The organism is Paenibacillus sp. JNUCC-31 (assembly GCF_014844075.1).
Lineage (GTDB): Bacteria > Bacillota > Bacilli > Paenibacillales > Paenibacillaceae > Paenibacillus.
This window is the reverse complement of sequence record NZ_CP062165.1, coordinates 2,867,570-2,882,147: the sequence shown is the minus strand read 5'-3', so window position 1 is coordinate 2,882,147 and position 14,578 is coordinate 2,867,570. Positions and strand designations below refer to the sequence as shown.

Genomic DNA, 14,578 nt, shown 5'->3' with positions numbered 1-14,578 from the left:
TCATTCCTCCTGTAGTTCAAAAATACTTGCTTAACAAATTGAACCGGTATCGCTGCATTGGCAAAAGTGTAGAGAGGTCTTTTACGCCCGGTGAACGGCCCCCACCAAAAACAGTGCCACCAGCTCGCGTGCCAGATCGGTAATATTTGCATGCATGTTACGCACGTCTTCACGATTAGCCAACATCAGCAGAGACGTAAACGCATGAGCCAGCAGCATAGGGCTGGCAGTCCGCAGATAACCGTTATCCATCTCCCGCTGGAAGTGGGCAGCAAGAACTTCAAAAATTCGAACCTCGGCTTCCCGAATCTGGGCAAGCTGTTCCGGATTAAGATGCTTCTCCGCTTCACGCAACATGGCCTCGGTTTCAATATGTGAATGTTCCATCTTCGCTTCCGCAACACGTATCAGCCGCTCTTGCAACGTTCGTGGTTCATCCAGGCGAAGGGCGGTCTGCTGCATGGCCATCGCCATCATGCGAGTGATGGCAACGGTGAACAGCTCGGCTTTGCTGGAAAAATGATAATAGATCGACGCTTTGGTCACTCCGCATAGTGAAGCAATTTGCTGGAGGGAGACGGGCTCGTACCCATATTCCATAAAGAGCTGTGAGGCGGTCATCAGTATTTTGGACTGGGCTGATGTCTGTTCGGCACCAGCTTTGGGTCTGCCCGGGGAACGGGGCGGGTTTGTTTGTTTGCTCATGGTTGCATACCTCTTTACTTGTTATGTTGGCTGTGCAAAAGTGTTCACAAAATTAGGGATTGCATAATTAACCTTCTGGTATATATAATTAAATCTACTATACTATGACCCGTGGTTCATTTCTACACTATCATATAAATACGGCTTCATAGAACCAGAATAGGGAGATGAAAAGATCATGCAAGAAGGTTCAGGTTACGGCCGCTGGGTTGCGGGCAAGCGAAGCAAATGGATAACACTATTGGTATGGATCATTATCGCGGTTGTTCTTGGTCTAGTATGGCCTGCTGTAGGTGAACGTGAAACGAATAATGCGCAGGATCTGAATGATTCCAAGCCATCGGTACAGGCAGCAGCGGTTGCTCAGAAAGAGTTTCCCGGCGGCGAAGGACTCCCCGCTCTCATCGTATGGCGTCAAGCCGGTGGGCTGACGGATGAACAGATTGAGAAGATTCAGGCATTAACCGAGCGGCTGGATCAGGATCCGGTGGAGCAGCAGCAATCCGTAGTGCCGCTCTATCAGTTGCCGCCACAAGCTCTGAATGGTCAACTTTCGGAAGATGGAAGCACGTTGGTGATGCCGCTCTTTTTCAATCAGGAAGCGGATTCGTCACAGCTGAAGGAAGGCATTGAAGCACTTGAGCAGAAAACGAATGACATTTTCGGTTCCGACCCATTTGACGTGGCCATTGATGATGCCAGCGCATTAAGCGCGCGAGTCACAGGTCCGGTCGGGATATCGATTGATGCGAGCGGACTGTTCTCATCCGCGGATGTATCCTTGCTGATTGCAACCGTTGTGCTCGTTTTGGTGCTGTTACTCCTGATCTACCGTTCGCCTGTACTGGCGATTATCCCGATTATTGCGGTTGGATTCGCCTATATGGTCACCAGTCCGATTCTCGGATTTATGGCGGATCAGGGCTGGATAACGGTTGACGCGCAGTCCATTTCTATTATGACGGTATTGTTGTTCGGTGCAGGAACAGACTACTGCCTCTTCATGATCTCCAGATTCCGTCAGATCCTCTATCATGAGCCGGATAAAAAGAAAGCACTCTTCCAAGCGATTACTGGATCATCCGGTGCGATCGCCATGAGTGGATTTACAGTCGTTGCAGCACTTCTTGTACTGCTGTTCGCGGAATACGGTGCCTATCACCGTTTTGCCGTACCATTCAGTTTATCCATCTTCATCATGTTTATTGCGAGCCTGACGCTGGTTCCGGCATTGCTGGCAATCTTTGGTCGGGGTTCATTCTACCCGTTTGTACCGCGTACGCACGATATGGAAGTGGAACGTGCGAAGAAAAAAGGCAAACCAGCGCCTGCTCCGCGCAAAATCAAGGAAAGCTGGATTGGCCGTATAGTGGTAACCAAGCCTTGGACGGTTCTGGCAATTACGCTGGTGCTGTTGGGTGGACTGGCTGCTTTCTCAAGCCAAATCAAATTCACGTATGACTTGCTATCGTCCTTCCCCGAGAATGTGTCTTCTCGCGAAGGTTTCAAGGTTATTGGGGAACAGTTCTCGGAAGGTGAATTGGCTCCTGCCAAAGTAATTATCGACACCGAGGGCAAAGAAACGGATCTGAAACAGCGTCTGGAATCGCTGGATTACGTAAGCAAAGTGGGCGATGCCCAGCAGGGTGCTGAGAATGCGAACATTACTGCCTACGACGTGGAATTCAATCTGAATCCATACTCGATGGAGGCGATGCAGCATATTCCAGATCTGCGGGCAACGGCTGAACAGGCGCTTACAGACGCCGGAATTACAGGTGCGGATAGTCATGTCTGGATAGACGGTCAGACGGCTGAACAGTATGACATCGAAGTCACCGGAGAACGGGATGCCAGCATCATTATTCCGGTGGTGATCGGGATGATCACATTGCTGCTGCTGTTATACCTGCGTTCCGTCGTTGCGACCGCGTATCTGATTGCCACAGTAGTTCTGTCCTACTTCTCCGCACTGGGACTGGGGTGGCTCATTATTCACTATGGATTGGGCGCAGACGCTATTCAGGGAGCGATTCCGCTGTATTCCTTCGTATTCCTTGTGGCGCTGGGTGAGGACTATAACATCTTCATGATCTCAAGCATCTGGCAAAAACGCAAAACGATGCCACTTCGCCAAGCGATTAAGGAAGGTGTAGGTGAAACCGGATCTGTCATTACTTCCGCAGGTCTGATTCTCGCAGGTACGTTTGCCGTACTGGCAACACTGCCGATTCAGGTACTGGTGCAGTTCGGGATCATCACGGCTGCGGGTGTCTTGCTCGATACGTTCCTTGTTCGTCCGTTCATGGTGCCAGCCATAACAGCTCTGCTGGGCAAATGGGCATTCTGGCCAGGCAAGTACATGCCTGTTGCAGAGAAATCCAAAGAGAAACAAAATCCATCCATGTAATCAAATGGATGGATTCAGACAAGGACAGTGGGGCCTCATGCCTGGCTGTCCTTGTCTTTGTACCCTTTTCATTATGAAGCTGGACCGGACAAGGTCTGAGATGGAATGGTTTAACAGTAAAATGTCCGCAGGATGAGGGATGTTTCCTGCTTTGTTTGGAGGTAGAAGGTTTACGTAGCCCGGGGTTATGGGACATAATAGAGAGAACGTCGGCCTTGGGCAGACGGATGGGATGAACATCAATAGGACAACCAGGGGGAAGGATGAAAGCAAGCATGACGAACCAACTTAATGTGTATTTTAACCATGACGGCGGCGTGGATGACCTCGTATCGCTGTTCATGCTTCTGCAAATGGACAATGTACATGTAACCGGCGTATCGGTTATTCCGGCAGACGGATATCTGGAGCCAGCTACAGATGCCAGCCGTAAAATTATCGATCGCTTCGGCACATATTCCGTAGAGGTAGCGAAATCCAACTCCAGAGGAAAAAATCCGTTTCCTGCGGCGTGGAGACTGCATTCCTTCTATGTAGATGCACTTCCGGTACTGAACGAATCCGGCAAAATGGAAGCTCCTCTGTCTGCCGTTCCGGCTCATCAGCATCTGATTGAGAAAGTGCGCAGCACCGAAGGTAAAACGCTGCTCTTGTTCACAGGACCGCTGACTGACCTCGCGCGTGCACTGGATGAAGCACCAGATATTGAAGAGAAAATCGACAAGCTCGTATGGATGGGCGGTACGTTTGAAAGAGGGAACGTTGAGGAGCCTGAGCATGATGGTACAGCGGAATGGAACGTATTCTGGGACCCGGAAGCGGCTTACCGTGTATGGCAGAGCGGCATCCAGATTGATCTGGTAGCCCTGGAAAGCACGAACAAAGTACCTCTGACCCCTGCTGTACGTAACCGTTGGGCTGCAGAGCGTCGCTTTGAAGGCGTTGATTTCCTGGGTAACTGTTACGCAGGATGTCCGCCACTGGTGTACAGTGAAACGAATTCCACATACTATCTGTGGGATGTGTTGACTACGGCTTCCGTTGGACGTGAGGACATCGTGAAGAAGAAAACGGTGAACTGCATTGTCATCCCGGATGGTCCAAGCCAGGGCCGTACGGTGGAACAAGCAGACGGACGTCCTGTGCAACTCGTGTATGATACCGATCCGGAAGCGTTCTTTACGTACATGACGGATTTGGGCAAAAAAGCTGCTCCGCAGCGCTATTAATTTAGGTAACCCGAAGGGTTGTCCTACATCACAATCATAACAAAAAACCAAAGCCGCAGGCAGAGAGGCCGGGGATGTCCCCGGTTTCTGTCATGCGGTTTTTATGTTTTCGATGGGCTAATGACCTGGCCCGAGATGTGTTCCATGTCCTATGGAAGGAACCAATCTTGGCTGTTGCTGCAAAGGGGCATTACATCGTTCCGCCACCCTGGCGGATGGAGGCAGGAATCTTTTCAGGTCCTTGATTAATATATGTATTAATAAAGGTGCCTACTTTGGCATCATCGAACGTGTCCAGTTTCATTGTTTTCGTCCACGCCGTCACGACGACCTCACTGCCCTCGGGAATGTCTTTGTTCGGTACAGCGAGAATACCTGCCCCAGCTTTGCGGAACTTGGCAAGGTATTTCAAATGCTCCTTCAGCTCATCACTTGCGTTCTCACGATAATAAATGATGATATCCCCGTGTTCCAGATTATGTACCAGATACGGATAGCCGGGGAAATCGGTGTAAAATCCAAACTTGATATCATGCGGATTATGAGGTCCCGACGTTGGGATGGTCATCTCATATTGAATCGGTTCTTCTGTATGATCTGCCCCGTAGTATTTATCGTCCGTCACGTCAATTGTTGCATTGGTGCCGAGGTCGGCCACATCATACTTGGTGAACGCATCCTGCATGAAGAAAAGAGCAATGATGATGATCGACACACCTAGCAGTGAGTGTGCAGCCAGGCGGATGGATCGGGTTTTCTTTTTGATGGCTGCCCGTTCATTCTTCTTCATATGTGCCAGTACAGACCTATGAGTGCGTGAAGACCAGATATAAGCTGCGATGGAGAGTAACAGAACGACTGCACCAACGATAAGCCACAGGTAGGTTGTCCCTGCCTCGTGCTCCATTTGCATATGATTCATATTCATGTTCATATCAATTTCCTCTGCCCTTCTTCATAAAATGGATGATATAACACTACGATATGTAGTGTAATTGACAGTAGTAAGATTCTTATGTAAGTCTAGAGCGTTTCTTACCTCCTTCCTTACGTAAAAAAGAACATACCTTTTACACTACACATTATAGTGTATGAAACGCAACGAGTGCAATCCTGCTAACGATGAGAACAAAAAAAGGCCCTCCTCGCCTAAGCGGGGAGAGACTTCGTGATTGCTTTGGATATGGATGCTAGAGACGCCCGTATGGAGAAAACATCAGGCCAATCAATCCAATAATCGTAGCACCCAGCAAGCGATACAGCATATAAAACAATACAACGTTAGCAATCAGCACGCTGTACATGCTGTCAATAACAGCCTTGGTTCGATTCAGCGGATATTGGAACAGCACTGTGTTAAGAGATACAAAGGTAACTACATAAGAGACAACAAGGAAGAAGATGGCGATGGAATACGAGATAACAATAAACAGATTCGCCAGAACAAGAGATGCTACAGCAGGCACGAGTAATGTACCGAACTGGGCAACCAGCGTTTTGGGACGGAACGTTATTTTTTCAATCTTCAGTATGGCATAGATCAATGCGATCGAAACGATCAAGGAGATGGCGGTGAACAACAGCGGTCTGATGAACCCGGCGATGAACAGTCCGTCCACATCCATCCGGCTAAATGTAATCAAAAAGTATGTAGAGGTTAGAATTGCAATCAGAGCCATCGTAATCCAGCCGTTAATTGAATGCTGTTCACCGACGGTCTTCATGGTTTGATAAGGACGGGTGAGTACGCTAAGGAAATAGGATAGATACTGTTTGCTTACTTCTTTGGCTTGCTGAACTTTCTCATTTTGTACAATATTGTTCCATTGATTGGCGGTATTGTCTCCCGAAGAAGAATGTCCAGCTGTGCTGGAAGAGTCTGATCCTTGTTGTACGGGTCTGGGAGCAGAAGGCGTATTGGATGAGCCGGGAACATGGGAAGGTGTCGCCTGGGTGCTGGACCAACGGGTATATTCAGGTTCGGCAGCAGCAGATTGTTGACCCTGAACAGCATCTGAAGTAGGGGAGGAAGGGGTCAGATTAGAGCCGCACCTCTCGCAAAAGCTGGCATTTCCATTTTCATGATTACATACTGGGCATTTCATGACATGAGCCTCCAATGACAAAAATTATAATAATATAGACATTTTGTCTCATTTTAACGGTTGATGGCGAAGTTTGTCTATGATTTCAAAGGAACTAAAACCCGGTATCTCCTACCGAGTTAGGGGTTGGGCGGTCCCCTTATTTTCATATTGACATAAGTATGTGTCGGAATTATGATGTCAATATCGAAATTGATAATCATTATCATTAAATGGACGTTAATCCAAGGGGTGTACTCATCCGCCATTTCATGTGCAGGAGTACAAACAAATCAGTTTAACCAATAGGGAGTGTATCGTGTTGAAAAAAATATTGGCATTGCCGGCTGTTGTGCTGGCAACTTCGGTTTTGCTCGCCGCTTGCGGCAATAATGAGACTGCTTCGGACAAGCAGGCAGGAACGTCTGCTGCGCAAAGCGAAACTCAAACGTCCACTGAAACTGCAGATGCAGCAGATCAGGAAGCGACCGGGAGCGAGTATACAACCGCAGTGGATGGCTATCGGTCATTTGCAATCGAGCAGATTGATGAATTCGTGAAGCAAACGGAGAAGTTCACGGATGCCGTGAAAGCTGGTGATCTGGAGACTGCCAAATCATTATATGCACCAGCTCGTATGTATTATGAACGCATTGAACCGGTAGCCGAGGCACTTGGTGATCTGGACCCGAATATCGATGCGCGTGACGGAGATGTGGAGGCTGCCGACTGGCGCGGATTCCACCGGATTGAGAAAGCACTCTGGGAAGACAAGACGACCGAAGGCATGACTGAATTTGCGGATACATTGCTAAGTGATGCGAAGCTGCTGCGTGCCAAGGTTGAGACGATGGACATTGATGCGAGTCTGATGGTAACGGGTGCGGTAGAACTGCTGAATGAGGTTTCCTCCAGCAAGGTAACCGGCGAAGAGGAACGTTACTCCCATACAGATCTGTATGATTTTGCGGCAAATGTGGAAGGGGCACGAGAGATCTATAACCTGCTCAAGGATGATCTGGCTGCCAAAGACAAGGATCTGAATCAGCAGATTGCGGAACGATTCGATGCCCTTGAGAAAGAGCTTGCTCCATTCAAGGATGGTGACGGGTACGTTTCCTATGAGAAGCTGAAGGATGAGGACGTGCGCAAGCTGAGCCAGAATCTGGATGCATTGGCCGAGCCGCTGTCGAATATGGGACAGGTACTGGGGGTATAGAACCGTGACCGAGCAGAAAAAGGATTCGCTGAAAAAGCCGTTGTCACGGCGTGAGATGCTGAAGCTGACCGGTGTAGCCGGTCTGGGTCTGCTGTTAGGCGGAGGCGGTGCCAGTGGTCTGATGACGCTGGGCCGAAAAAGCAGTCTGGCGGCGATGTCCGAGACTACGCCGGACAAGGCACTGCCCTTCTATGGCAAGCACCAGGCGGGCATTATTACCCCGGCTCAGGATTTCATCTGCTTTGCCGCCTTTGATGTGACGGCAGGAAGTGCGGATGATCTCCGCCGTCTGTTCAAGAACTGGACGGCGGCTTCCGCTGCCATGGCCGCCGGAGAGATGATCGGCGAACATAATACAACGCTGAACACGCCGCCCACCGATACGGGCGAAGCGGCAGGCCTGACACCGTCTCGAACCACATTGACGTTTGGTGTGGGGCCCTCTTTGTTTGACGGGCGCTTCGGGCTGCAGGGCCGGAAGCCCAAGGGCCTGCGTGATCTGCCGGCATTCGCCGGAGATGCGCTGGACCCGCAGTGGTGTGGTGGCGACCTATGCGTGCAAGTCTGCGCAGACGATATGCAGGTCGCCTTCCATGCTATCCGCAATCTCGCGCGCATCGCACGCGGGCATGCGGTATTGCGCTGGACGCAGGAAGGTTTCCAGCGCACGGGCCGAGCTGACCCTGCGGGTGGAACACCGCGCAACTTGCTCGGCTTCAAGGATGGCACCGGCAATCCGGATACCACGGATGCGGTGCTGATGGACCAGACCGTCTGGGCGCAGCCTGCTGACGGTCCGGGGTGGATGGCCGGCGGGAGCTATATGGCCGTCCGCCGGGTGCGCATGCGTGTGGAGGTGTGGGACCGCTCCACACTGAAAGACCAGGAGGCGACTTTTGGACGCCACCGGGACAGCGGAGCGCCGCTCGGCAGCAGCGGTGAGTTTGATCCGGTAGATCTGAAGGCCAAGTCTTCCGACGGACAGCCGATCATTCCTGCAACGTCACATCTCCGTCTGGCGAAGGGGGATGGCAGTCAGCAAATTTTACGCCGCTCCTACTCATATTCGAGTGGACTCGATGCCAAGACCGGACAGCTGGATGCAGGATTATTGTTCATTAGCTATCAACGGGACTTGGAGAATCAGTTTATTCCGATCCAGAAACGGCTGGCGAAGAACGACAAGCTGAATGAATACACCGTGCATACGGGCAGTGCTGTATTTGCCTGTTTCCCCGGAAGTACAAATGGCGGATATATTGGTGACACCTTAATTTAATAAATAGTTATATAGATTGAACTAAACATTTACACGAGAACGTAGAGGACAGAAATAACCTGAAGCAGCGGAACTAAAAGCTTTCTGAAAGAAAGCTGCATCGGAAGCATTCACCTCGCATTTATCCCCGGATTTTTCCCATTGAAAAATAGAAATCTATAAATCTGGGGATAACAGCGATCGGAAGGTTGTTCTGTCATCGGAGTGGCAAGTGTAAATAATCTTTAGTTCAATTTATATTGACGGCACTGAACGGTTTCAGAGGAATGAGGAGGATGACAAAGATGGGCAGGATCGCGGATCGGAAGGCGCAGAAGTGGCGGTACAAAGGAAGGTTGATGCGCCCCGTGCTGCTGCTGCTGGTGTTCCTGATGGTGGGGGCCGGGGGAGTTCGTTTACTGGGCATTCCATATGCTTCTGCTGAGGGGTTCCCAAACAGGGAGCAGTCTGTGCAAAAACAATTGGATGGCCTATTGCCGCCTGTGGGCAGCGCCTTGGTTGAAGCGGGACAGGGCAAGCTGGCAGAAGCAACAGAGGACGTCGCCGAATTCCGGCAACTGTGGGATGACGCCAGTACGCTGGTGCCCGAGCAGAATGCAGATCAGGTTGCGACGGCCGCCAGCGTTGTAAGTGATGCCATGACCAAAGCAGAACAGGCACTGTCTGGCAATGATCCTGATGCAGCCAAGAAAGCACTGGCCGATCTGGCCCGTGCGACCAATCAGTATATTGAGGCGTTTCAGGGTGCGGAAGAGAGCAGCGACGCAGGCCGTAGAGCGGCTGAACGGTTGTTGCCGGACGCACGTAAAAGTTTAAGTGCAATGGAACAGGGCGATTGGAAACAGGCAGAGCTTGCCTATAAACGGATCGTTACGGCCTGGAAAGGCACCGAAGCTCCAATTCGTCAGGATCATTTTGGCGTATACAGCCAGTTGGAGAAAGACATTAGCCTGGTTCGCATTTCAATGCAGGCTGAGCCCCGCAAGGAAGAACAGGCAACCGAGCATATGCAGAACCTGGTCACGCTGCTCGCGGACTACAGTGCAGGGACACTTAAGGAAGGGGAAATTGAGGACCCGGCAGCATCCTCTGACGTTTCTTCATTGTCCGACCTGCTGAAATTACTGGAGCAAATAGAGCAGCAGATTCAGGCGGGGGATACCACTTCTGGCGCAGCGGGATTGGAGCAGTTTATCGTGGCCTGGCCTTTGGTTGAAGGTCAGGTACAGATATCATCTCCGGCTTCATATACGGCTATTGAGAATGAAATGGCGGAAGCATCCGGTTATGTCGTCTCCAACCCGCCTAATACGGCGAAGGCTACCGAGGTTGTTTCCCGAATGATCAATCGGCTGGAGCCGTTAACGACTACCACCTCATACAATGCATGGGATGCAGCATTGATTCTACTTCGCGAAGGACTGGAAGCCATTCTGGTACTGGCTGCATTGCTGGCCTATGCCAAGAAGAGTGGAGAGACTGCGGCCCGGCGCTGGATCTGGGCTGGTGCCGGTAGTGGTTTGCTGCTCAGTGGGGCGCTGGCAGTTGTACTGACACTGACTCTTGCTGTGGCATCTTCGGGCAGCACACGGGAGATGATTGAGGGGTATACGGGGCTTGCAGCGGTTGTACTGATGTTAACGGTTGGACAATGGATGCATAGCAAGTCGAATACCCGCTCCTGGAATAGCTATGTACATCGACAGGTAGGCGGTGCGCTGGCCCGGGGAAGTCTGTGGTCACTCTTCGCTGTGGCGGGTCTTGCCATATTGCGTGAAGGAGCGGAGACCGCAATCTTTTATATCGGCATGGCGCCTGCGATTGCGACCTCGCAACTATTGATCGGTATGGGGGGAGCGTTGCTTATCCTGATGGTATTGGCTGTGGCGATTATTCAGTTCAGTGTACGCCTGCCTGTACGATGGTTTTTCCTGACCGCTACGCTGCTGATATATTATCTGGTCTTTCGTTTCCTTGGCGAGAGTATTCACTCCCTTCAAGTCTCAGCGGCGCTGGGGGCTCATGTTGCACCGAGTCTGCCGACGATTGGCTGGCTTGGCATGTATCCGACATGGGAGACATTTATCCCACAAATGGTTGTGCTGGTCTTCATGATCTTTAATCTGATTCGTACGGAGGTACGTTCAGCCCAAGGAGCATCCAAGGCATCTCTGTAATTCAAGAAAACCGTATCCTTTACGACGAATGGCTCGTGAAGGACACGGTTATTTGTTTTGCAGAGAGAAAATATATCTTGGGTTAGATGGTCTGTGGATTGGCCCTCATAATCGTAGGCGTGGACTCCCGTATGATTGGTTTGGTCACAATGTGCGCGACCTGATAAGGCTGTGACGGGTTATCAATCCGGGATAACAGCATCTCCGCAGCCTTGATGCCCATTTCAGTGCTGTAGATATGAACCGTTGTTAAAGCGGGTTCAATAATTCGTGATTCGGGAGCATTATCGAATCCGCATACCACAATATCCTGTGGGACTGTAACATTTTTCGCTTTCAAAGCCCTGATCAGTTCGACCGCGATGAAGTCATTGGCGCATACATAAGCGGAAGGGAAGGACTCCATCTCTGCAACTCTCAGGTTCATCCATCCCGGCCTGGAGAAAAACAGGCGATCATCATCCACGATGCATTGGGACAGATCGACCTGCAACCCCGATTCCAGCATCGCCCGGTGATATCCAACCCATCGTTCATTAAAACTCTTGCAGTGATTGTAATCCCCGGCAAATCCGATACTTTTGTAGCCGCTCTCAATTAATTTTTTGGTTAACTGGTATGTGCTGTGTTCATTCTCCATCAGCAGCAGATCCGCATGAAAATCCGGATAACATACGTTGGAGGCGCAATCAATAAAGATCGTGGGAATCCCCAGATCGGTGATAAGACGGGTATATTCCAGATCAAATAGTTCAATGCAAATGATCCCGTCCACGTTGGATATATCAAAATTGTTGGGAAGTGTAAGTGATTCCTGATCCACGTCACGCACGATATGAATGGAGAGATTGTATCCCTCCGCACTGATTCTTTTCTCCAACCCGCTAATCAACAACGAGCCGAAGTGAGATGTATTGGGCAGGTTTTCGGTTAAGAGGGCGATATTGCTTTGAGCTTTGGTTAGAACATGCTCACTGTCCATATAGGCGAATTGTTTATATTTAAGTTCAATTGCTTTTTTGATTACACGATTTCGTGTCTCTTCCGGGATATTTCCGCTGTCATTCAATGCTTTGGAAGCCGTATTCCTAGAGATGCCCAAAGCATCCGCGATGTCCTGTATCGTGACCTTTTCTTTTGCCATCTAGCATTTCACCTCTAATGATCAAATGGTCGTCCATATTAGTATCTAAGTCAAATGTATAATAGATCGAGGCAAATAGCAATTTAATTTTACATATGCACAATTTTATTTACATTTTAAATTTAGTAATATCGCTTTTTGTATGTATTTAGGAGTCCTGTTACAAATGATGTTGTAATCAATTTTTCCTGTTTTCTTACTGCTATTAAGGGTAGGGACAATTTTAGGGAATTTGATAAACGTTATATATGCAATTTTATGGACACTCAGTACAAAAACATACGAATATATCATCAAATGCACAATTATTTTTTTACAAAATGTATTGACTAACGCCTGTATTTCCTGTTAAATTGTAAATTATCAAATGAGCAATTGTAAATATTGAAAGCCCTTACTACAAACAATTGTCAACTTAAGTAATGAACGGAGGTAACACGTTGGATAACGCAGTGGACAACAAAAAGGGTACGGGAAGGGTGCTGAAAGAGAGGACATCAACCAGCTACAAGTTGCAGCAACTCAAGAAGAATTACTTTTTATATTTGTTGCTTGCACCAGCTCTGATCCTGACTCTTGTCTTCAAATACATCCCGATGTATGGAGCCATTATCGCATTTAAGGATTTCAGTCCAATCAAGGGTATTATGGGCAGTGATTGGGTAGGATTGAAGAATTTCGAGAAGTTTTTGGCTTCGCCCAATTTCGATGTCATCTTTATGAATACGCTTAAGCTCAGCTTCTTTGGTTTGATTTTCAGCTTCCCGGTACCCATTCTGCTTGCACTAATGCTGAATCAGGTACGCAAGGCCGGGGTGAAGAAGAGGATTCAATTGTTTCTCTACGCCCCCAATTTTATTTCGGTCGTCGTTGTTGTGGGGATGCTATTTATCTTCCTCTCCCCAACCGGGCCTTTGAATCAGCTTGCAACCTGGATTACTGGACAGCCGATCATGTTCATGTCTGAACCTGAATATTTCCGCTGGATCTACATTTTATCCGATATCTGGACCGGGGCAGGCTGGGCTTCGATTATCTACGTTGCCGCACTGGCCAATGTCGATCCGGAACTTCATAATGCAGCCAATCTGGATGGGGCCAATCTCCTCCAACGCATTCGGCATATTGACCTGCCGACGATCCGTCCGATTATGGCCATCGTGTTTATCCTTGCTGCGGGTGGAATTATGTCTATTGGCTTCGAGAAGGCATATCTAATGCAAACCTCGATGAACCTACCTTCCTCGGAGATCATTGCAACCTACGTTTATAAGGTGGGACTTCAATCAGGGGATTATGCTTACTCTGCGGCAGTGGGATTGTTTAACTCGGTAATTAACGTCATCCTGCTAGTGACGGTGAACCTGATTGTTAAGAAATTGAATGAAGGCGAAGGCCTCTATTAAAGAAAGGAGTTATACCCATGGTTGTTAAGCATACGGGAATGGATCGCCTGATTCTTACGTTGAATGCCATATTTCTCACATGTGCAGTACTCGTGGTTGTCGTTCCCCTGATTTATATCGTTATTGCCTCATTCATGGATCCGACTGTGCTACTGAACCGCGGACTGTCCTTCAATGTATCCGACTGGAGCCTGGACGGTTATCAGATGATTCTATCCAATCCGGCCATGATCCGAGGTTTTGGAAATGCCGTGCTTTACTCTGTGTCCTTTGCCTTGTTGACGGTTACCGTTTCGATATTTGCAGGTTATGCCCTCTCGGATGACAGATTGGCCGGACGAGGATTTTTCATGATTATCTTTATCATTACGATGTTCTTCGGCGGCGGATTGATCCCAACCTATCTGCTCGTGCGCAGTCTCGGCATGCTGGATACGGTGTGGGCCATTATCATTCCGGGAGCGGTTAACGTCTGGAACATCATTCTCTCCAGAACCTTCTTCAAAGGGGTCCCTCGAGAGTTGAAAGAGGCCGCCAATGTGGATGGTGCCTCCGAGATGAAGATTTTCTTCCAGATCGTCATTCCGCTATCGAAACCCATCATTTTTGTACTTGCGTTGTACGCGTTTGTAGGGCAGTGGAATTCCTATTTTGACGCCATGATCTATCTGGATAATCCGAATCTCCATCCGCTGCAGCTTGTTCTGCGTTCCATTCTGATTCAGAACCAGGCCGCGCCTGGCATGATCAGTGATCAGCTTGCGATGGCGGAATTGAAACGGCTCTCGGAGATGATCAAATATTCAGCCATTGTCATTTCGAGTCTGCCGCTCATCATCATGTATCCGTTCTTTCAGAAATATTTCGAAAAAGGTGTCATGGTAGGTTCACTCAAATAGTGAGCAGCCTGAGATACAGCACGTTT

Annotated in this window: 11 protein-coding genes; 7 read left to right on the top strand and 4 right to left on the bottom strand. The window is 49.2% G+C overall.

The features are described from left to right. Positions 1-81: 81 nt before the first annotated feature. On the bottom strand, positions 82-705 hold the full coding sequence (locus tag JNUCC31_RS12450; protein ID WP_192271515.1) for a TetR/AcrR family transcriptional regulator: 624 nt from the start codon (positions 703-705) through the stop codon (positions 82-84). A gap of 178 nt (positions 706-883) precedes the next feature. Between JNUCC31_RS12450 and JNUCC31_RS12445 the strand changes: the two genes are divergently transcribed. Both JNUCC31_RS12445 and JNUCC31_RS12440 read left to right on the top strand, forming a co-directional pair. After that, positions 884-3,115 carry an MMPL family transporter gene (locus JNUCC31_RS12445; protein WP_192271513.1) on the top strand — a complete coding sequence of 744 codons (2,232 nt, stop codon included), beginning with the start codon at positions 884-886 and terminating at the stop codon, positions 3,113-3,115. A gap of 275 nt (positions 3,116-3,390) precedes the next feature. Then, positions 3,391-4,344, top strand: a complete 954-nt coding sequence (locus tag JNUCC31_RS12440; protein ID WP_192271511.1) for a nucleoside hydrolase — start codon at positions 3,391-3,393, stop codon at positions 4,342-4,344. Between the two features lie 190 nt (positions 4,345-4,534). Here JNUCC31_RS12440 and JNUCC31_RS12435 read toward each other — a convergent pair whose 3' ends face one another. Both JNUCC31_RS12435 and JNUCC31_RS12430 read right to left on the bottom strand, forming a co-directional pair. After that, positions 4,535-5,272, bottom strand: a complete 738-nt coding sequence (locus JNUCC31_RS12435) for a thioredoxin-like domain-containing protein (RefSeq protein ID WP_192271509.1) — start codon at positions 5,270-5,272, stop codon at positions 4,535-4,537. A gap of 262 nt (positions 5,273-5,534) precedes the next feature. Beyond that, entirely contained in the window at positions 5,535-6,449 is a 915-nt protein-coding gene (locus JNUCC31_RS12430; protein ID WP_192271507.1) for a zinc ribbon domain-containing protein, read from the bottom strand. A 301-nt stretch (positions 6,450-6,750) separates the two neighbouring features. Here JNUCC31_RS12430 and efeO point away from each other — a divergent pair, with 301 nt between their 5' ends. The 3 genes from efeO (at position 6,751) to JNUCC31_RS12415 (ending at position 11,103) form a co-directional block, all read left to right on the top strand. Further along, on the top strand, positions 6,751-7,647 hold the full coding sequence (efeO, locus tag JNUCC31_RS12425; protein ID WP_192271505.1) for an iron uptake system protein EfeO: 897 nt from the start codon (positions 6,751-6,753) through the stop codon (positions 7,645-7,647). Between the two features lie 4 nt (positions 7,648-7,651). After that, positions 7,652-8,926, top strand: a complete 1,275-nt coding sequence (efeB, locus tag JNUCC31_RS12420) for an iron uptake transporter deferrochelatase/peroxidase subunit (RefSeq protein ID WP_228469631.1) — start codon at positions 7,652-7,654, stop codon at positions 8,924-8,926. A gap of 371 nt (positions 8,927-9,297) precedes the next feature. Further along, entirely contained in the window at positions 9,298-11,103 is a 1,806-nt protein-coding gene (locus JNUCC31_RS12415) for an FTR1 family iron permease (RefSeq protein WP_416234435.1), read from the top strand. 82 nt (positions 11,104-11,185) lie between these two features. Here JNUCC31_RS12415 and JNUCC31_RS12410 read toward each other — a convergent pair whose 3' ends face one another. Continuing rightward, positions 11,186-12,247: a LacI family DNA-binding transcriptional regulator gene (locus JNUCC31_RS12410; protein ID WP_192271501.1), complete on the bottom strand. Its 1,062-nt coding sequence runs from the start codon at positions 12,245-12,247 to the stop codon at positions 11,186-11,188. A 479-nt stretch (positions 12,248-12,726) separates the two neighbouring features. Between JNUCC31_RS12410 and JNUCC31_RS12405 the strand changes: the two genes are divergently transcribed. Both JNUCC31_RS12405 and JNUCC31_RS12400 read left to right on the top strand, forming a co-directional pair. Beyond that, a complete protein-coding gene (locus tag JNUCC31_RS12405) occupies positions 12,727-13,653 on the top strand; it encodes an ABC transporter permease (protein WP_228469713.1) in 927 nt (308 codons plus the stop codon). Between the two features lie 17 nt (positions 13,654-13,670). After that, positions 13,671-14,552 (top strand): carbohydrate ABC transporter permease, encoded by an 882-nt coding sequence (locus JNUCC31_RS12400; RefSeq protein ID WP_192271497.1) that lies wholly within the window; start codon positions 13,671-13,673, stop codon positions 14,550-14,552. Positions 14,553-14,578 lie beyond the last annotated feature (26 nt).